General features: G+C 62.1%; 16 protein-coding genes. 6 read left to right on the plus strand and 10 right to left on the minus strand.

From position 1 onward, the window contains the following. Nucleotides 1-28: 28 nt before the first annotated feature. The 3 genes from BISU_RS08305 to BISU_RS08315 all read right to left on the minus strand — a co-directional run bounded on the left by BISU_RS08305 (nucleotide 29) and on the right by BISU_RS08315 (nucleotide 3,590). On the minus strand, nucleotides 29-931 hold the full coding sequence (locus tag BISU_RS08305; RefSeq protein WP_226839090.1) for a helix-turn-helix domain-containing protein: 903 nt from the start codon (nucleotides 929-931) through the stop codon (nucleotides 29-31). Nucleotides 932-1,222: 291 nt separating this feature from the next. Beyond that, nucleotides 1,223-2,263 carry an NAD(P)-dependent alcohol dehydrogenase gene (locus tag BISU_RS08310; protein ID WP_024464264.1) on the minus strand — a complete coding sequence of 347 codons (1,041 nt, stop codon included), beginning with the start codon at nucleotides 2,261-2,263 and terminating at the stop codon, nucleotides 1,223-1,225. 58 nt (nucleotides 2,264-2,321) lie between these two features. Continuing rightward, nucleotides 2,322-3,590 (minus strand): MFS transporter, encoded by a 1,269-nt coding sequence (locus tag BISU_RS08315; RefSeq protein WP_024464263.1) that lies wholly within the window; start codon nucleotides 3,588-3,590, stop codon nucleotides 2,322-2,324. Between the two features lie 294 nt (nucleotides 3,591-3,884). Here BISU_RS08315 and BISU_RS13360 point away from each other — a divergent pair, with 294 nt between their 5' ends. Next, complete coding sequence (locus tag BISU_RS13360; protein ID WP_264298188.1) at nucleotides 3,885-4,013, plus strand: hypothetical protein; 129 nt, start codon at nucleotides 3,885-3,887, stop codon at nucleotides 4,011-4,013. Between the two features lie 545 nt (nucleotides 4,014-4,558). On the opposite strand, the gene BISU_RS08320 is transcribed toward BISU_RS13360, so the two are convergent. After that, complete coding sequence (locus BISU_RS08320; protein ID WP_024464262.1) at nucleotides 4,559-4,960, minus strand: VOC family protein; 402 nt, start codon at nucleotides 4,958-4,960, stop codon at nucleotides 4,559-4,561. Between the two features lie 412 nt (nucleotides 4,961-5,372). Here BISU_RS08320 and BISU_RS12595 point away from each other — a divergent pair, with 412 nt between their 5' ends. From BISU_RS12595 to BISU_RS08335, 3 genes are read left to right on the plus strand one after another with little or no spacing between them, the layout of a single operon-like run. Continuing rightward, nucleotides 5,373-7,835: a DUF4037 domain-containing protein gene (locus tag BISU_RS12595; protein WP_024464261.1), complete on the plus strand. Its 2,463-nt coding sequence runs from the start codon at nucleotides 5,373-5,375 to the stop codon at nucleotides 7,833-7,835. A 43-nt stretch (nucleotides 7,836-7,878) separates the two neighbouring features. Then, nucleotides 7,879-8,520, plus strand: a complete 642-nt coding sequence (locus BISU_RS08330; protein ID WP_024464260.1) for a DUF4125 family protein — start codon at nucleotides 7,879-7,881, stop codon at nucleotides 8,518-8,520. A 26-nt stretch (nucleotides 8,521-8,546) separates the two neighbouring features. Further along, nucleotides 8,547-10,178: an alpha/beta hydrolase family protein gene (locus tag BISU_RS08335; RefSeq protein WP_033503196.1), complete on the plus strand. Its 1,632-nt coding sequence runs from the start codon at nucleotides 8,547-8,549 to the stop codon at nucleotides 10,176-10,178. On the opposite strand, the gene BISU_RS11690 is transcribed toward BISU_RS08335, so the two are convergent. Further along, nucleotides 10,164-10,958 carry an ABC transporter permease family protein gene (locus BISU_RS11690; protein WP_024464258.1) on the minus strand — a complete coding sequence of 265 codons (795 nt, stop codon included), beginning with the start codon at nucleotides 10,956-10,958 and terminating at the stop codon, nucleotides 10,164-10,166. The genes BISU_RS08335 and BISU_RS11690 overlap by 15 nt on opposite strands. Next, nucleotides 10,951-12,762, minus strand: coding sequence for a PspC domain-containing protein (locus tag BISU_RS08345; protein ID WP_024464257.1), 1,812 nt, complete (start codon nucleotides 12,760-12,762; stop codon nucleotides 10,951-10,953). Before BISU_RS08345 ends, BISU_RS11690 begins: the two co-directional genes overlap by 8 nt. A gap of 167 nt (nucleotides 12,763-12,929) precedes the next feature. Between BISU_RS08345 and BISU_RS08350 the strand changes: the two genes are divergently transcribed. Then, entirely contained in the window at nucleotides 12,930-14,465 is a 1,536-nt protein-coding gene (locus BISU_RS08350) for an ATP-binding protein (protein ID WP_226839186.1), read from the plus strand. A 187-nt stretch (nucleotides 14,466-14,652) separates the two neighbouring features. Further along, on the plus strand, nucleotides 14,653-15,408 hold the full coding sequence (locus tag BISU_RS08355; protein WP_226839091.1) for a LuxR C-terminal-related transcriptional regulator: 756 nt from the start codon (nucleotides 14,653-14,655) through the stop codon (nucleotides 15,406-15,408). A gap of 102 nt (nucleotides 15,409-15,510) precedes the next feature. Here the strand turns inward: BISU_RS08355 and BISU_RS08360 are convergent, their stop codons facing one another. From BISU_RS08360 to BISU_RS08375, 4 genes are all read right to left on the minus strand, one after another. Next, nucleotides 15,511-16,149 (minus strand): HAD family hydrolase, encoded by a 639-nt coding sequence (locus tag BISU_RS08360; protein ID WP_024464254.1) that lies wholly within the window; start codon nucleotides 16,147-16,149, stop codon nucleotides 15,511-15,513. Nucleotides 16,150-16,153: 4 nt separating this feature from the next. Then, on the minus strand, nucleotides 16,154-16,849 hold the full coding sequence (locus BISU_RS08365) for an MgtC/SapB family protein (protein WP_024464253.1): 696 nt from the start codon (nucleotides 16,847-16,849) through the stop codon (nucleotides 16,154-16,156). A gap of 142 nt (nucleotides 16,850-16,991) precedes the next feature. Further along, a complete protein-coding gene (locus tag BISU_RS08370; RefSeq protein WP_024464252.1) occupies nucleotides 16,992-17,840 on the minus strand; it encodes a GntR family transcriptional regulator in 849 nt (282 codons plus the stop codon). A gap of 314 nt (nucleotides 17,841-18,154) precedes the next feature. Then, nucleotides 18,155-19,519, minus strand: coding sequence for an aspartate aminotransferase family protein (locus BISU_RS08375; protein ID WP_024464251.1), 1,365 nt, complete (start codon nucleotides 19,517-19,519; stop codon nucleotides 18,155-18,157). Between the last annotated feature and the right edge of the window lie 11 nt (nucleotides 19,520-19,530).

Below are 19,530 nucleotides of genomic sequence, written 5' to 3' on the forward strand. Positions count from 1 at the left end.
ATTTTCCTGTGCATTCGGCGTCTAGGCGTCACCGCGCCGAGTGGTTCTTGCGGTAGGCGGAAGGCGTCAGACTTGTCTCCTCCAGAAAACGCCGGTTGAAGTTCGAAGCGTTCGCATAGCCGCTCATCCGTTGTATGCGCGCAATCGGCATATCCGTGCACGACAGCAGCCGGCACGCCCTCCCGATGCGCAGGCTGCGCACAAAGTCGGCGAAGCCGATGCCGGCCACGCGCTTGAAGAACCGCGAGAACGTGGAGGCGCTCATCGCGGCCGCTTCGGCGGCATCCTGAAGGCTGACTTCGTCCAGATGATCCGAAATATAGGAGATCGCGGCGTTGATGCCGTCCTCGGCGCCGACCGCCACCATTGGATTGTATTCGGGCGTCACCAAAGTGCGTGATTCCGCTTCCGGGGCGTGCTCGAATACCGCAAGCATGGCGACCAGATCGGCTACCCGACGAGATTCCTCATGGTCTCCCATCGCGACCAGCAGGTCCGCCACCTGATGCGCCGATTCCCCAGAGAGCACCACGGCATGCAGAGCGCGACGCAGCACCTGCTCGAAGCCCGCGGTCTCGGGGAATGCGGACGAAAGCAGTCGTATGGTCTGCGGGCGCACATGGCATAGGATGTCACGGTGCGTAAGCCGCTCGCCGGGCCTGATGTCCGAGATCCAGTTATGCGGCAGGTTCGACCCGATCAAGGCCACATGCCCGGCTTCGAATGGCATCAGACCATCCCCGGCCATGAACTGGCCGCTGCCTTCGCGGATGAGATGAATTTCGATCTGCGGATGGTAGTGCCATTTCGCCAGCGAACTCGGATAGCCGTGGCTGGCCCAGCGGATGGCGGTTTCCCCATCGGGGACGATTACCTCAAGCGAGCCTGAATCAGATCGGCTGCTGATGCTGCCCGGTTGCGAACTCATCATCCATTCTCCATATATTGCCGACCAATGCCACAGCCCATTGCGTTACCACTGTATCGCGCATTGTCTCGCGCGACGGACCCGCCGCGACCAGCGTAACGACCTTGACAAATTCGCCTTGCCTGCCTAATCGGCCTTGGCGAATGCCGTCCCGAGCATTACAGCGGGGATGCCCATTCCATATTCAGAAACGGGCGTCTCCGCTGTAATGCCGTAATAATGTAGACCGTGGGTCAGCGATCAATAATCGACGAATCGGCGACCATCAATCAACAGACCGGCAATCAGCTGCAATCAGTCGCGATCGACGGTGATCTGCAGCTTGATGTCTCCCGGGCGGCCTTCGTCCATGCGGTCGAAGGCGGCCTTGGTGTCCTTCATCGCGAAGGTCTCGGTGATGAAGGGCTTGAGGTTGAGCTTGCCGCTGGCGACCAGATCGATGGCCTTCTGGTACACGTTGGCGTAGCGGAAGATGTTTTCGATGCGGACCTCGGTGGCCTGCAGCTCGGTGATGTCGATCTTGACCGGATCGACCGGGATGCCGACGAGCACAGCCGTGCCGCCGGGCGCGATGAGCTTCCAGAAGGTCTCGTAGGCCTTCGGAGCGCCGGAGCACTCGAACGCCACGTCGGCGCCCCAGCCTGCGGTCTCCTCGCGCACGCGCTCGACCAGATCCTCCTTCTTGAGATCCACCGGGATGATGCCGGGGATCTGGCCGATGATGCCGAGCTTGATGTCGGAGATGTCGGAGACGAACACCTTGGAGGCGCCGCCGGCGAGCGCGGCGGAAGCGGTGAGCATGCCCACGGTGCCCGAGCCGGTCACGACGCACACATCGCCGGGCTTGATGCCGGCCTTGGTCGCGGCCCACATGCCCACGGCGGTCGGCTCAAGCAGCGCGCCTTCGCCGAAGCTCACGGACTCGGGCAGATGGTAGGTGAACGCGGCCGGGTGGATGACCTCGTCGCACAGGCAGCCGTCGACCGGCGGGGTGGCGAAGAAGCGCACGGCCGGATCGACGTTGTACATGCCCATGCGGCTGGCACGCGACATCATATCAGGGATGCCGGGCTCCATCGCGATGCGGTCGCCGGGCTTGAAATCAGTGACGCCGGGGCCGACTTCGAGCACGGTGCCCGATGCCTCGTGGCCGATGATCATCGGCTGCTCGACCACATACTTGCCGACGCGACCGTGCGTGTAGTAATGCAGATCGGACCCGCACACGCCTACGGTGTGGGGCGCGATGCGCAGTTCGCCGGGGCCGGGGGCCTTGACGTCCGGGACCTCGCGAATGTTGATGACGCCCTGCTTTTCGAGAACGGCTGCCTTCATGATAACTCCTTTGTTTTGGTTGAAACTATTGGTTGATTGGGTTGGTTGGGTGCGGCTGTTACGCCGCAAGTTTGCGGGATCTGCGCGATTTGCGCTCTGGCAGACCGGGCTGATTGGGCCGAATCCAGAAGGACATGATCGAGCCTCCGATGTAGCAGACAGCGCACGCCCAGCACACGCCGGCGAAGCCGACGGTCTGCAGCAGCATCGTGGCGATGAACGGGCCGCAGAAGGTGGTCAGGCCGGAGGCGAGGTTGTTCGCGGAGACTGCGGCGCCCTTGTGCTCGGGTTCCAGCGCGGGGAACACGGCGCCCATCGGCACGAAGGCGGAGATGCCCATGCCGAGTACCACTGCGCACAGATACATCAGCGGCAGGTTGCGGCCGAAGAACTGCGGCACATAGTACATGGCCAGCGTGCCGACGGCGCACAGCCAGCAGCCCCACCAGCGCATCTGGCCCATCCAGCCGAAGCGGTCGCCCATGCGCCCCCAGAACACGTTGCCTACCACAGTGACCAGGAACAGCAGCCCCCAGATGGTCGACCACTCGGTGACCCTGTACCAGGCGCCGCCGCCATTGTTGTGCGTGGCCAAATAGAGCGGCATGATGACCGGGAAGCCGTATAGCGTGAGGTTGCAGATGACGCGCAGCACGGCAGCGAGAGCGATCTGGTGGTTGTCTTTGAGAATCGTGACGCCGCGGGCGAGCTCGCGCATCTTGTCGGAGCTGCTCATCGTGTCGAGCTTCGCGTTATGGGTCTTCGGCATGAAGAACAGGCAGATCAGCGTGCCTATCGCCGAGAACACCAGCGAGAACCACAACGTCTCGTACTCGCCGATCTTAGGCACGATCCATGCCGGCAGATAGGCGCCGGACACGCCGATGCCGAAGGAATAGGCGGTCCAGAACCAGCCCAGAGCCGAGGACAGCTTGCCGGGGTCGACGGTCTGGACGAGCAGCACCACGAAGGAGTAGATGAACAGCGGGTAGCCCATGCCTCGCAGCATGTACGAGACGAGCATGAGCCAGAAGATGTGGCTGGGCAGCGCTATGCCTATGAACACCAGATGCAGCACAATCCAAGACACGGCGCCGATGAGCATCATGCGCTTGGGGCCGAACAGCTCGGACAGCACGCCCGAGGACCAGCCGGCAAGCGCCGCGATAAGGCCGTACATCGTGAACAGCAGCGACGCCTGCGATGAGCTGAATCCCTGATCCACGACGTATTTGGACAGGAACGTCAGCTCGAACCCATCTCCCGTCATGAATACCGCAACCGCCAGAAATCCCGGCAGCAGTTTGCGCACCAATCCTTGTGCCATTACATCTTCCTTACGTTTTCCAGAACCTCGTTATTCCGTGCCGCCCTTCTTTGGAGCGTTGATACCAGTTTCCATCGGGAAACGCAGATGATTTGGCGTACGCAACATCAAGAATTGATACTTTATTGCCACTCGTATGCCACTGCCCGAATTCGGGCATATCAGGCAGAAAGACGAAACACACCTTTTACAAAACCGTTTTTCAGAAGTCGTCGCGCGCGGCTATATTAGGTGTCATCAGCCGGAAAGTCCGGTTGAAGCGCCAATTGGCGCGGTAACGAAAGGAAATTCACCATGATGAACAAGAAGAGTTTCATAGCTGCGGTGATGCGTGGTTTCGAAGTCAGCGGCATGAGCGCCCTCGCTCAGGCAGGCTACAGCGAGTCCGCAGTCAACGCCATCGAGACTATCGAAACGCGCTGAAAAAGTATAATAGTATCAATAACTGAAAAAATAGTATCAATCGAATGCAGCCATGCAATGGCTGGGCGTTCGATGCAGAAGCCGGACAACGGCGTCCCCTTCATTTGTTTTTCATATCTTGTATTTTCCGCATTCTCATCTATTCATAACGACATGCATATGGCGTCATCAGACGGCGCCATCGATCTCTTATCGTCGCGGCACGCACGAAACAGCCTGCGCGCTCGGACGGAGTGCGGCTCTCAGCACCATCAGACACGTCATTCCCGACCCAGACACGGGGCACTGCGATATGGGGCACTGCGGGGATGGCGATAGTTGGAACGCCTGAAACGTCACAACGCCCGCACTATGTCTGCCCGAATGCGGGGCTTGTGATGTATAACCGCTGCTATACAGCACAAGCCCCGCATAGGCATCCTCATAGTGCGGGCGTTGTGATGCTCGGCGCCCCGCGTCGAGCTACCACGCATCGGCGCATGGGAATCGCGACGGTGCAAGCGTTGCCGTGCAGGCGATTGGGTCGTCCGAGAGTTATTCGCCGACTATTTGACGATCTGGCAGAATTCGATCGTTTCGCCGTTGGGGCCGTAGATGTTGAAGTAGCGTATGCCCTTCTCCCAGAACGTCGGAATCGACTGGATCTCAGTGTCCTTGAAGTTCAGGCCCAGCTCCTGCGCGTTCTTGAACGCCGCCTCGATGTCCGGGGTGTCGAACGCCCAGTGGTTGATGGCGCCGGTGGTCATCGGGGCCGGGTCGCCCTCCCACGTCTCGATAGTCAGATGGCCGTAGCGCAGGAACGCGCAGCGGTTCTCGCCGTTGTGAAACAGCCCGGCCAGCTCGAACCCGAGCGTTTCGGTGTAGAACTTGATCGTCTCGTCCAGATCCTTGGCGGGCATGCCGGAATGCTGGAAATCGGTGGTGAAACGAGTCATTGGTGAAGCCATGATGACACTCCTTCGTATCAGTATTGATATGACCTGATATACATAGATTAAATAACTTCGCCGCAGGTCGAAACCGCGCAACGCCCTGCGGATTGCCAAACCGTGATACTTTATCGCGCGGGGACGAGCTCCTTATGCCGCAGCGCATGCGCTGCCTTGGCTTTCCGCAACGCTTGGCTTTCCGCAACAACCGAGCGAAGGCCAAGCTCAAATCAGCTCGCCAGGCTCTTCGCGAAGCAGACACCGCGTCGATAAGCGCCGAATCGGGCCATAGACTAGGATCCAGCGAATCAATCTGTCGGAAGGAACGATGATGGGCAAAGACGCACAGCCGAGCGACGAGACGCAGAGTGGCAAAGGCGGCGAGGCCGACGCTCTCGCCGGCATCATCGCCAATGCCAACGGCATCGTGATGGACAGCGCCGGCAGCGGCAATGCCGACATGCGCAGCACCGGCAGCGGCGCAAATGATGCCGTGAGCGTCGATGCCGACGATACCGATAACGCCAGCGAGCAGACGCATTTCGACGTCAATGAATTTCTGGCGGGAATCGACGCCATCTTCGACGCGCACGACGCGGGCATCAAAGCCGAGCCGTACTTGCAGCAGGCCTTGGTCGATGCCGAAAACGCAGAAGACCATGCCGGACTGCTCACGGTGCTCAATGAGACGATGGGATTCTATCGTTCCCAAGGCCGGCACGACGATAACCAGTGGATCATCCAGCGGGCGATCGAGCTTGGTTTGCGCATGGGGCTGCAAGGCAGCGAGGCCTGGACCACGACGCTGATCAACGCGGCGACCGGAATGCGCGCCGCAAGGCAGTACGATCAGGCCGAAGATCTCTATCGTCAGGCGCTCGACAACGCCGCACGCACGCTGCCGCCGACCGATCGGCGCATGGCCGCGCTGCACAATAATCTTTCGATGCTCTATAGCGAAACCAAGCGTCTGCCGCAGGCGCGGGAGGAGCTGGAAACCGCGCTGCACATTCTCGACTCTGCAAGCGTCGACGCCTCGGTCGATATCGACGCGGCCTCGACGCACACGAATCTGGCCCTTGTGCTGCTGCAGGAGGCACAGACTAGTCCTCGGGCCAATAATGCTGTGGAAAAAGATGCGCAAACCGCCGCCGCAAAGGACGCCGACTCCACGGCTCAGCGCGAGGAACTGCTCGCGAGCGCATTGGACCATGCGTCGCAGGCGCTGCACATCTATCGGACGGGGCATCTCGAGCACAGCGCGCATTATGCGTCGGCTTTGGCTAGCTACGCGCAGGTCTGCTTTGCACTGGGCCGCTTCGCCGAGGCCGTCCAAACGTATCAGCGTTCGCTTGCGGTGATCGCGGAATGCTATGGCACTGACACCGATTACTACCGCATCACCGAAGCGAATCTGAAGAGCGCGCAGGAGGCGGCGGAGCAAACGCAGGACCAGGAGGCGCATCATGCAGCTGCCGACGATGCGGGCGTGAGCAGCGAATCAGACCGTGGCCATTCAGCCGAATGCAGCAAATCGGCTGACCGCAATGAAATATTTGCCGCCGCTGAAGCTCCTGAAACCGTCTCATCAAAAATCGGCGCCGCCGATGACCATGCCAACGACGCCGACAACAACGAGTCAAACGAGTCAACTGACGGACTCGTCACATCGGCATCTTCCGATGCGCAGACATCTCAACAGGTATCTCATCAAACCGCCGACACCGCCAGCAGCCACCAGTCTGCCCGGCAAAACTCTCATCGCTCTAGTCGTTCCAATCACAGCGATCACCAACCCGCCGGGCAGCAAACAGCCATTCGGCAAACCGCCGACCGACAAACTGCCACCCAGCAACCTCACACCGCCCAGCCGCGCGAACGCATCTCCGGGCTGCGTTTGGCCCGCGCGTACTGGAATGAGTACGGCAAACCGCTGCTTGCCGAGCTACACCCCGAGTATCGCGGGCGCATTGCGGCCGGCTTGGTCGGGCATGGTTCGGAATGCTACGGCTTCGACGACAAGTTCTCGCAGGACCACGATTTCGGCCCTGGCTTCTGCCTGTGGCTCGCCGATGACGATTATGCGCGTATCGGCGAGCGCCTGCAGGCCAATTACGACGCGCTGCCGAAGGAGTTCATGGGCTACGGGCCTCGCGAGTCCACGGCGCGGGCGGGCGGTGCGAGCCGCCGGGTCGGCGTGTTCGCCATCGGCGATTTCTTCGAGCGCCTGACCAGATACCGTCAGGCGCCTGCTGCCAGCAAGCCGCACGAGTGGCTGCTGTTGGACGAGGCAACGCTGGCGGCGACGACCAACGGCGAAGTGTTCGCCGATCCGCTCGGCATGTTCCTTAAGACCCGCCAAGGCTTCAAGATGATGCCCGAAGACGTGCGACTCGCCTTGATTTCCCGTCGTTTGGGCATGATCGCGCAGGCCGGGCAATATAATCTGCCGCGCATGCTGGACCGTGGCGACGGCGCGGCGGCCTGGCTGTCGATCAACGAATTTGCCAATGCGTGTTGCTCGCTGGTTTTTCTTATCAACCAGCCGGTCACCGTGGGCTATCTGCCGTATTACAAATGGCGATTCGCAGCGCTGCGCAAGCTCAGCAGGCGCATGGCGACGCGGCTCGCCGACGTGTGCGAGCAGCTTGAAACCATATTGCGGCTTTCATCGGCTGCATGCTTCGGCGGCGCGGGATTCGGTGAAGGAGGCAAAGGTTCGGGGCCGGCGCAAGGCAACATACAAAGCATCGTGAGCCATATCTGCGCCGGAATCGTCCACGAACTCAACGCCGATGGCTTAAGCGATTCATCGGAACCGTTCCTCGAATGGCAGCGACCGTACGTCGAGGAGCATATCGAATCGGACGCGGCGGTATTGCACAGCCTGTGAGCAGCGGCATCGCATATATTTACACAGGGATAAAGGAGCGACTATGGACGGCAACGACGACAGCACCGAAGGCAACGACGGCAATGAACTCGCCGAGGCGGTTGTGCAGCATGAGTGGCAGCAATTCCAGCAGACCGACAACGAAGGCGGGCGGGCCGCATGCCAAGGCAACTGGCCGATGTTTCGCCAGATGCGGTTGAGCCAATTCCTCACCTGGCCGGAGCCGCTGCTGAACACTTATGCCAAGGATTTGGACGAGGCCGACCGCACCGGGCGCAATCTGATCACCGAGAAATACGGCCGCATGATGTCCTCGACTGCGCCGGACGAATACCGCAGGGATATCGAGCCGTATATTCCCAAGCTGCCGGACGATCGCGTCGCGGCACAGGATCAGGTCATCGCCACGCAGGTGGACTGGGCTTTGGAATTCCGCACGCGTTATCCTAGGCTTGGCAACGGCATGCGCGTGCTGCACACCGCCGAGGACACGCCGGACGTGACCTCATTCGAGACCTACCTGCGCGGCGAGCTCGGCACTTACTCGCAATCCACTTTTGACCTCTACCGCCGCTTCATCGACGAGCTGAAGTCGCAGAACCGCAACCTGACCGAGGAAACCGTGCGCAACACCGCGCTGCTCGGCGGCTTCGCAAGCCTTGAGGAGGCCGAAGCGCTACAGTAAGGGCCGTGCAAGTTGTGAAAAGCGCTGTGAAGCGAATAATCTCGATCGCGGCAGCGTCGATCGTGCTGCTGGTGCTGTGCGCACTGCTCGGCGACGCGATGACGCCGGATTGGCGCGTCGCACCCCTGACCGACGCAGCCGACTCAGCCAAAACGGCCGGCCAACGCGGAAAGAACAGCAGCTCCGACCGAGTCGCCGTCGAATCGCCTGACACGGCGATCGCAGTGCGCGGGCTGCATACGAGCCAAGAGGGCAGATACGAGGTCAAGGAAACACATCTGCGCATTCGCCTCACCGCGTCGGCCACCGTCAATGCGCTGCTGCGCGAACCCGTGGACGCCGCGGGCAGGCGCCCGGCCTGCCTGTTCATTCATGGCGCAGGCACCGGCAAGGCCTCCGAAGTCTACGGCGACATCGCTTCCGCGATGGCGTCGGCCGGCATCGTCACCTTGGTGCCCGACAAGCGCCTCGACAATTACACGACTTTCCAACGCGACTACATCGCCATGGCCCGCGACTACGTCACGTCGCTGGCTGTGCTGAAGGGGCGCGGCGACGTCGACTCCGCACGCGTTGGGCTGTATGCGGAATCAGAGGGCACGTGGATCGCCAGCGCCATGACGCATGACCATCCCGACCTCGCATTCATGATCCTCACCTCCCCGCCCATCGTCCCGGGCCGCAGGCAGATGGCGATGGCGGCGAGCAACTACATGACGCATATCGGTGCTCCGAAGCCGATGGCGCAAAACGTCACCAAATTCATCGGCATGGATTTCTCGATGCTCGGGCTGCGCTATGCGGACTTCCCCGCCGAGCGCTATCTCGACGCGCTCACCATGCCGCTGCTGGTGAATTACGGCACCGAGGATCTGTCGATGCCCATCGAGCAGGGCGCGGCGACGCTGCGCGAAGACGCGCATCGGGCCGGCAATGACAATGTCACGGTGCGCTACTACCCCGCGAATCACCAGATGCGCGTCGGCGCGCGCACCTCGCAGCCCGGACTGCCGCTCGATGGCCATTACACGCATGATCTCGAAAACTGGCTGAACGCGGTGACCGCCGGCGCATCCGCCAATGACTGGAGCACGCCTATGATCGCCGGCACACAGCCCCATCAGCGTCTTGCCGTTCCAAAGGCGACCGCTCCCGGGCTGATCCGTTCGCTGCCGATGCTGCTGATACTGCTTGCGATGGCACCGCTGTGTCTACTGGTTGGCGCACTGGGTGCGCTCGTGCTTGGCCTCACTGGCCGGCAGCGCCGAAAACTGGGCCGATGCGGCTCCTTCGGGGCGGGAGTGACCAGACTGCTCGTGGCGAATGCCATCGCTGTCGTGACGAGCATAGCTGGGCTGCTGGCCTATCTGGCCAGAACCGTCTCTGCCACGCTCGCATTGCGCAGTGACGCGACGGCGCTGTCCGCAGGATGGACGGCATTGCGGGCGCTCGCCGTGCTCAGCACGGTAGCTCTTGCTTGGCTGCTGGTCCGTCTGAGCGAGAATCGCCTGGCCCGCCCACCGGAGCATCTGCGCTCGCAGGATTGCGCTCCGGTTGCCGCCGCCGGCTTCGGCCATCGACTCGTGTTCGCATCTCTTGCGCTCAGTGCGGCGTTCTCCTTGGTTTCACTGGCGTTCTGGGGGCTATTCTCGCTCTGACGCCTTTGCCGGGTCTTGCGCATTGCCCCGTCGAAGCCACGACGCCAACGCCCATATGAGCGCTACGACGATGAGGATGCCGCCCAATATGGCGAATAGCGCGGCGATGAACACACGGATGTTCACAACCGGATTCATGATGACATCCATCGGGAAAAACCATCCGAACGCCGCGACAACCGCTCCCAGCACCAGGCCGAGTGTGCCTAGAATGATCGTCGGCACGCTCGGCCCGGTTTTTCTGAGCAGCGGGGCGACGGGCTGCGGCTCGCGCGGCACCTGCACATACGGCTGCCCATGGTGAGGGCTTTGCGAGCTACCCGCAGCCTGCGGATTCGCGCCATGCTGCGGGTAGCCGAAGCCTCGCGGCGGTTCTGTCGCATACAACGGCACCGAAGCCGAAGCATCTTGCACCCGCGGCTGCGCGGCTGGCGATGCGAACTTGCCGGCATCGCCTTGCGCAGCATCGTCGTTGTCGTCCCCATTCGACGCGGGGTCTTCATCAAGTGATTCCGTATGAACATCCTCGAAAACAGACATCCGCCCCGCAATGGATTCGGTGTCGTCATCGGCTTCGTAATCGGCACTGGTCGCAGGCGATTCAAGAACCTCGATCGCCTCGGCGTCGGCGCCTGCATCCGCGGCCGGCGCCGCGCCGGCATCATCCTGAGCATGTTCGTCATAGATAGGCATCTGCGTGGTATTCGTCGAGCACTCGGCAGGACGCGTCTGCTCGGCGCCCTCAGGATTCGTATCCGGCGTCTCATTGAGCTCATTCATGGCCAATCTCCTTAGTCGATGCGAATTGCGCAGCGTCGATCATGCTCAATCGCGTGGCGTATCTCCTTGCGTCTTTCCCGTCGTTCGCAGCGACAAGCGTCAGCGCGGCCGGCCGAGACGAAGAACCGCGCCAAGCCGTACCAGCTATGCCATCCCACGCCGCGCCGGTGATGTCCGTTACTGGCTCGGAAGCATAGCGCACCGACACCTTGGCCTCGATCACATGCGTGGCGTTGATCCACAGCTCCGGCCCCTCGGCGGGCCGCTGATCGTCGTCGCCATACAGCCAGCTATAGTTTTTGTCGCCTATGTCGCCGATATCCTTCAGATACATGTAATCGACTCCAATGACGTTCGCGGATCGGCGCATGGATACATACCGTCCTCCAATCGAACGCACGGAACCGTAGTATTCCCAACCACCATTCCCAGAGCCGTACGACATCCCAAAGCCATACGAGCACCCATCCGGCAACGTGATCGACACCTGCGTGCGATAGGCGGTGAGGCTGATCTCGCCGGCAGGGCACTGCGAGGATGCGGTTTTGCCACTGGCCAGCTTCAAATCGTGGGGCTTGCGGCCTTTCGCATAGTCGCTCAGATTGATGGCAGCGCTACTGTTGTCATAGTTGTCGCCCACGAAGGCAACGCCGTTCTTCAGCGTGGCCATATCGCGTTCGCCCGACCCCAGCGCCTGCGGCTTGCGCCCTGAAACGCTGGTGTACAAGGCATCCGCGTGACGCATATCGTTGAGATTGTAAGTGTAGGCCGCGCCTGCTGCGGCGACGCAGACCGCGACGAAGCCCGCTAGCCATGCCAGCGGCATCAGACCGCCCGAGCGCCGGCCCATCAGTCCAAGCACCACAATCACGGCGCCGATAAGCAGGCATGCCCCGGCGCTCCAAAGCATCGCCAGCTTCACGATATCGCTGAGATAGAGACGGGCGTTCACCTGCGTGCCGAACAGCACCGCCGCCGAAACGAAAATCAATCCAAGCACGGCCACGACCACGCCGAAACCAGCCGGCTTGCGCCGCGCATATCTCGGCGCTGCCTGCTGCACCGGCCTTCGGTATGCCGCCGCTGCCGTGGAATCAGCCGAGCCGGAATCGGGGGCCCAGCCTTCGGAAGGACGAGCAGGCATGGCATACGCCGGCTGCTCGGGCGGGCCTGCTGGACCGGCCGGCCCTGCCTGCCCATTCCACCGCGCATGCTCTGAATCCGAATCTGACGGACCGGCAGGTCCTGTCTGCCTAGGCGCAGGTCCGTCCTTGGCCCCACCGGACCAAGGCTGCGGCCCAGGCGGATTCGGCTGCGGGCCGGCGTATCCGGATCCTCTGCCCGCGATGATCTCGCGATGCGAAAGGTTGTTGATCACGACCAGCAGTGCAGCGAGCGCGAGCGCATCCACAAACAGGCCTATGCCGGGGAATGCGAAAACGGCCACGAACATGGCCAACGGCCCTAGCATCACCCAGCGCCAGCTCCCATTGACGAGGTCCTGCGCCAGAATGCGGCCATCGTAGTCGTCTGGCAGCAGAAACCAAGCGAGAGCGTAGAACGCCAGTCCGAAGCCGAACACCACGGTGGAGGCGGCCATCAGCGCACGCACGAGCACCGGGCTCCACCCGATGCGTTCGGCCAGTCCGGCGCACACGCCGCCGACCCAGCGATCCTCGCCGCGGCTGATTCGGCTGCCCCGTATCCATGCGAAGAAGCGTCGCGCATGGGTCGAAAACGTCTTGTCGTATGGATCCTGCGGATGTGGTTCCTGCGGCGGCGCCGCGTCATATGGATTGCTCATGTCTCTATTACAGCAAACGAGCATGCGCCATCGTATCGGGGAACACCCTGATTGTTCCCTGAACTCTCGCCCGATCCCTACCCTTGCACCCGGCAGGAAGGCACAATAGAGGTATGACGCAGACCACCACCATGCGACCGCCGCAGCGCGACGACGCTTCCGGCACGATGCCCAGCCCGCTCACGCAGCCGCGGCATCCTGCCGTGCTGCCGCTGATGCGCCCGGAGCATGGCCGCGTGCTGTGCGGAGTGTGCCTGGGGATAGCCAAGCATCTGGGCATCAAGGTCTGGTGGGTGCGAGCCGCGTTTCTGGCCTCGACTTTCCTGTTCGGAGCCGGTCCCATCGCCTATGTGTTCCTGTGGGTTTTCGTTCCCTCGGGCGATCCGGTTCGCGCTGCCGCTGCGCTCGCGCATGCCGTTTCGGTGACCGACTCGCCGCTGTCGCACGGCAACAAGCCCTATGCCGCACAAGGCGGCGACGCGCCGGACGCCGCAATCAAAGGCGTCGGCCAAAACGGCAACGCTGCCACTCACGAATTCATCTCCGGCGATGCCCCGCATGACGCGGCAAGTGATATACGCGGTTCCGCGGAAAGCCTGCTGACGGCATTGCGTCGCGCGTCGAAATCGTCGCTGTTCGCGCTCGCTGGGCTGCTCACCCTTGCGGTCGGCGTGCTGCTGGCCTGCACAGGCCTCGCCGCGGGCGTTCTCGCCGCCACGCTGCTCTCGCTCGCCGGCATCGGCGTCGCCTGGCTGCGTTATAACGCCGAAAACGGACAGCTGCGCTCGATGATCATCGGCATTGCCATGCAGTTCCTCGCCTTCGCGGTCTACATCACCTCCTCCGTGCCGGCGAATCCTGCCAACCCGAACGTGCGCATGGTGCTGTTCGCCGGACTGGCGATGCTCGTAGGCACCGGCATCGCGATTGTGCCATGGATGCATTCGCTCATCCGCGATGTGGGCACCGAGCGGGCCTTGAAGGAGCGCGAGGAGGAGCGCGCCGACATGACGGCCCATCTGCACGACGGCGTGTTGCAGACGCTGGCATTGATTCAGCTGCACAGCGAGGAGCCGAGTACGGTGTTCACGCTGGCCCGCCAGCAGGAGCGCGAGCTGCGCGATTGGCTCTATCAGGAGCGCACGCCGCCCGAGCGCTCGGTGAGCCGGGGGCTGCGCGACATCGCCGCGCAGGTCGAGGATGAGCATGGCAAGCCGATCGAAGTAGTGACCGTAGGCGACGCGCTGCCCAGCGCGCAGACCGATGCATTACTCGACGCCTCGCGGCAAGCGCTGGTCAATGCGGCCATGCACGGCGGCGAGCCGATTTCCGTGTATTGCGAAGCAGGCAATGGCACGGTCGAGGTATTCGTGCGCGACCACGGCGCCGGTTTCGACGTGGATGCCGTGCCGGCCAACCGGCTTGGCATCAAGGAATCGATCGTCGGGCGCGTCACGCGGCGCGGCGGTACAGTGGAGATCGTGTCGAAGCCGAATTGGGGGACCGAAGTGCGCATGCATATGCCGGTCGCCTGCGTGGGCGACGAAGACGGCAAGGCCGATGAGACCGCTGAAAATACTCATGACAGTACGGCTGCCAATACTGCCGATAAGCCATACAGCAGTGGCGACACGAGCGATGACACGGGTGCCGACATATCCCAAGACAATAGCGACGGCAACACGAATAACGGGGAGCAATGATGAACGACACTGATGAGAAGCATATGCATTCGAGACACTGCCCATTTCGGCCCGGCGAAGCAAGCAACGGAGGGGTCGCAACGATACCTGCAATAGCCACAGCACGAGCAGCGGCAATAACGGCGATGCAACCGGAGACCGTTCTGGCTGAGTCGATCAACTGTCGTCAGAACGACGCAAAGGAGCAATGATGAACGGCACCGATACCACGGGCGACGAACCTGCTGCAAACGGCGAATTTCCGGGCGACGGTCTTTCGGACGCCGAACTCTCTCCAAGCCACAGCAGCGAGGATCTCAGGCATATCCGCATCGCCGTCGTCGACGACCATGAGATGTTCCGCGCCGGCGTCATCGCCACGCTGCAGCCGTATTTCCAGATCGTCGGGCAGGCGGCCGACGTCGAAGGCTCCATCGCGATGATCGGCCAGACCGCGCCCGATGTAGTGCTGCTCGACGTGCATGTGCCCGGCGGCGAGGGCGGCGGCGGCGCGGAAATCCTCGCCAAATCGCAGCCGCTCTCCCCTGATTCGGCGTTTCTGGCGCTTTCCGTCTCGGATTCGCCCAAGGATGTCGGCTCTGTGATCCGCGCCGGGGCACGCGGCTATGTGACCAAAACCATCACCGGGCAGGACTTGATGAACTCGATCAGCCAGGTGCATGAGGGCTACGCTGTGTTCTCGCCCAAACTCGCCGGATTCGTGCTCTCCACCTTCCAAGGCATCGCACCGGCCACGCATGACGACGAGCTCGACCGCCTCTCGGCGCGCGAACAGGAGGTCATGCGCCTTATCGCCCGCGGATACACGTACAAGGAAGTGGCCGGCGAGCTGTTCATCTCGATCAAAACCGTCGAAACCCACGTCAGCTCAGTGCTGCGCAAGCTGCAACTGTCGAACCGCACCGAACTGACCCGCTGGGCCGCCGACCGCCGTATCGTGTGAGACGTGCCTCTACAGGACGGCTATCGCTACAAAACGAACGCTAAGCGGCGGTTATAGGCAGTTTTGTAGCGTCAGCCGCTCGTTAGCGCTACAAAACTGACGCTAAGCTAGGGCCAGCTCGCGTCGAAGCTGGCCGGCATCCCGAAATGCCACGCCGCGCCAGCCGGCTTGCCGTGCGACTTCGACGCTGCGCACATCGCAATCAACATACAGAGCACGGCTGGCGTCAAGGCCGAGTCGTCCGAGCCCCTCCTCGGCGCGGTGCATCAGCACGAGGTCGGGCATGCGCAGCCCTTCGTGCGCGGAGACGATGCTGCCGGACAAGGCCCCAAGCTCAGGAAATCGTTCAAGCGCCGCGTCGTAATCGGCCGCTGCGGCATTCGCCAACGCCCATATCCGAATTCCCTGCGAGCGCAAGCCTTGCAGCACCGCGCCCATCCCGGGCATCACGGCACGCAGCGCCAGACGCCGACGCCTAAGATACACGCGCAACACCCATGCCACGGCAGGCCCGTGATGACGCTCGTAGTCCGCGAGCACCCGCTCCTCGCTCCACCCGCATTCGAGCATTGCGTCGTAATAATCAAAGCCCCAGATATCGTCCGGATCGAGCACCATGTCAATCACCCCGGACGGATACTGCCCTTCCAACGCGAGTCGGGGCAAACGCTCCACCAGCACGCCGTACCAGCCAAACACCACGTCGGTGACGCCGGCGGGCAAGTCTATCGATGCGCTCACGGCATCACTCCTCATCCTCGGGAAGCAGTTCGGCGTCCTTCACGCCGTCGATGCGGGCGAGCGCGCTCACCATATCCGCAGCGATGTTTCCCTGAACGCGGATCTCCACTGCCACCATGCTTCCCGAGCCCGCTTCGACATTGCGCGAGGACACCACCTGAGGATCGAAGCCTTCGCGTTCGAGTTCAAGCAAAGAGGATCGCAAAGAGCCTTTGCCGTTGCGGTAGGTTAGGCGAATTGTCGCGTGACGCTGACGCCGAGTCAGGCGATGTGCGAGAGGCGCGATGCCAAGCACCACAAGGAAATACAGCAGCGCCGTCAGCATGCTGAGCGAAAACAGCTCGCATGCCGCCGACATGCCGATGGCGGCGGAGACCCAGATGCCGGCTGCCGTGGTCAGCCCGCGCACATTGTCGCGGTGAACGAAGATCACGCCGGCGCCGATGAAACCAATGCCGGAAACCACTTGGGCCGCGATGCGGGAAGGGTCCCAGCCATCCGCGAGCCCGGTCGCCGCCTTATACCCGTAGAACGAAACCATGGTGAACAGCCAGCTGCCGATGCCGACGAGCACGTTTGTGCGAATCCCGGCCGCTTTGTCGTGGTATTCGCGTTCGAAGCCGATGAGACCGCATAGCAGCACCGTCATCGCGGCGGACAGCAGCTGACTCCACGTGGGAAGATCGAAAAGCTGGGTCATGGCTCTTCCCTTCTTCGTCGGCGTTGACTTCCACATTCTCCCAAGGGACAGACATGCTCTTGCCGGTCGGCTCAGAACATGCAGTCTGTTCAAACCAGTGCAGGCCACAAGCCACAAGCCACAAGCCACAAAACCCTATCGCTCAATGCTCGCGCGGATTGGTTTCCGGATTCCCCGGCTTCTCCGACTGTTCTGGCCCACCGGGCTCTTTCTGCTCCCTCGCCGTGGCGGAAAGCCTGACATAGCCGGAGTGATGCATGGTGAAGCGCACCCGCGAAGCAACATACACATCGGTGGCCCGCTCGAATGGCCGCCCGTCCACATCACGCGCGATGCGCCGAATCCGAACTACCGGAGTGCACTCAGGCACCTGCAAAAGTCGGGATTCCTCGGCATTGCACAGCATCGGCTCCACGGTTTCGTCGACGATGTGAGGGCGCACGTCATAGTCGCGCTCGAATATCGTATAGAAGGACTCGGTCAGATCACGTGTGAGCAGCATGGGGAAGGTCTGCGCCGGAAGATGGCTGATTTCCAACGAGAGCGGCGTTTCATCGATGAATCGCAGCCGCACGATGTCGTAGATCGAGGCCGGGGTCTCCTTGAGTTCCAAACGCCGCATGTCGGACCTCGATGCCGTGGCAATCGATGCGGAAAGCACCTGCGAGGAGACGAGAAGTCCTTGGCGGCGAGCGATGATCGGCAGCGATTCGACGGTGTTGATATTGCGTTCCAACCGACTGTCGGAGACCAGAATGCCGCCGCCTCTGCCGATGATGCGCCGTATTTCATGCGATGCCTCAAGACTTGCCAGCGCGAGTCGCAAATCGGCGCGGCTGATGTCCAGCTGCGTGGCCAAAGCGCGCTCCGATCCAAGCCGCTCGCCGACCTCGTATTCGCCCGAGCTGATCATCGCGCGCAGCCGACGTATGGTCTCGCTGCGGGCATACCGGCGGCGAACGCTATCGGCACGCCCTTGCCCGTCATGCACTTACGGTCTCCTTCCCGATATGCCGCTGCCTGCAAGTACTTATGCATATCATCCGACTATGTTGTAGCCCATCGTAACGTTGGCCGGTTTCAGGGAAGACGCGGGCCGTTTATACATGCAACCGCGTGTATGCATAACGGCCCGTCGTCTCGCCGCATCGCCGGCTGCGCAGCCTCATGCGCAACAGGCCCACGCAGCCGACTACGCAGAGCCATGCAGAGCCACCGGCGCAATGCCACCCACGCAATGCAGGCAGAGCGCACCACGCAACCTGACTAGCCCTGCATAGTTATTGAGTCTCAGTCCCTAAGATCTTAGGCCTTAAGCTCGCTCAGGGTCTTCTCGAAGGCGTCGGCGAACCAGTCGATATCGCTGTCGCTGAAGACCAGCGGCGGGCGCAGCTTGAGGATGTTGCCGTAGCGTCCGCACACCGAAGTCAGCACGCGGTGCTCGCGCAAGGACTCGAGGATGTTCAGCGCCATGGGCTGGTCGGCTTCCTTCGTGCCCGGCTTCACGATCTCGCATGCGATATACAGCCCGGCTCCGCGCACATCGCCGATGCACGCGTGATGCTGCTGCATTTCGGTGAGCACGGACTTGAAGTGTGCGCCGACCGTGCGCGCGTTGCCCATGGTGTCCTCGTCGCGCATGACATTGAGCACGGCTTGGGCCGCAGCCATGCACACGGGGTTGCCGCCGAAGGTGTTGAAATAGGGAATCGAACCGGCGAAGGGCTCCAATACCTCATGTCGCACGGCCATCATGGAGGTCGGCAGCCCGTTGGCCATCGGCTTGCCCGAAGTCACGATGTCGGGCACGATGCCCTGGCGTGCGAAGCCCCAGAAGGCGTCGCCGGTGCGCGTGAAGCCCGGCTGCACTTCGTCCGCGATCCACACGCCGCCCAGCTCGTGCACGGCATCGATCACGGGCTTCAAATAGCCGACCGGATCGGGGTAGACGCCGTCGGAGGAGAAGATCGAATCGGCCAGCAGCCCGGCGAAGGCGATGCCATGCCGCTGCATGTCGGCGACCGCCTTGCGCACTTCTCCGGCCATCCACGCGCCGAAGACCTCGGGTCTGCACTGCGAGGCCGGAACGCCGTCGATCTCAAGCCGGTAGGTGTCCGGCGTGGGAATCATGCGCATGGTCAGCCCCAGCGTCTGGGCCGTGCCCAAGGCCGGTGAGAGTCCGGAAGTCAGCGCGCTATTGCCGTGGTAGGCCTCAGTGGTGACGATGATGCCCTGCCCGCCCGTATACGTCCGCGCCACGCGCACCGCGAGATCATTGGCCTCCGAGCCGGTGCACTGGAACATAATGCGGTCGATCTCATCCGGCATGGTGGAAAGAATATCATCGGCATAATTGAGGACGTTCTCGTGCAGATAGCGGGTATGCGTGTTGAGCAGCGAGGCCTGGTTCGCGATGGCTTCGACCACGCGGGGATGGCAGTGCCCGACCGACGCGACGTTGTTGTACACGTCCAGATATTCGACACCGTCGGCGTCCCACAAATGCGAGCCGACGCCTTTGACCAAGTGCACGGGCTTGCGGTAGAACAGCCGGTACGCCGGCCCGAGCACCTCGCGCTCTTCCGTCAGCTTGCGCGTCTCAGGATCCAGCTCCTTCGCCATTTCAGGCCGGAAGCTGTTGGTGTCCATAATCGTTGAACGGGTTGCCATTATTTCTTTTC

Origin of the sequence: Bifidobacterium subtile (assembly GCF_000741775.1) — a bacterium.
Classification (GTDB): Bacteria; Actinomycetota; Actinomycetes; order Actinomycetales; family Bifidobacteriaceae; genus Bifidobacterium; species Bifidobacterium subtile.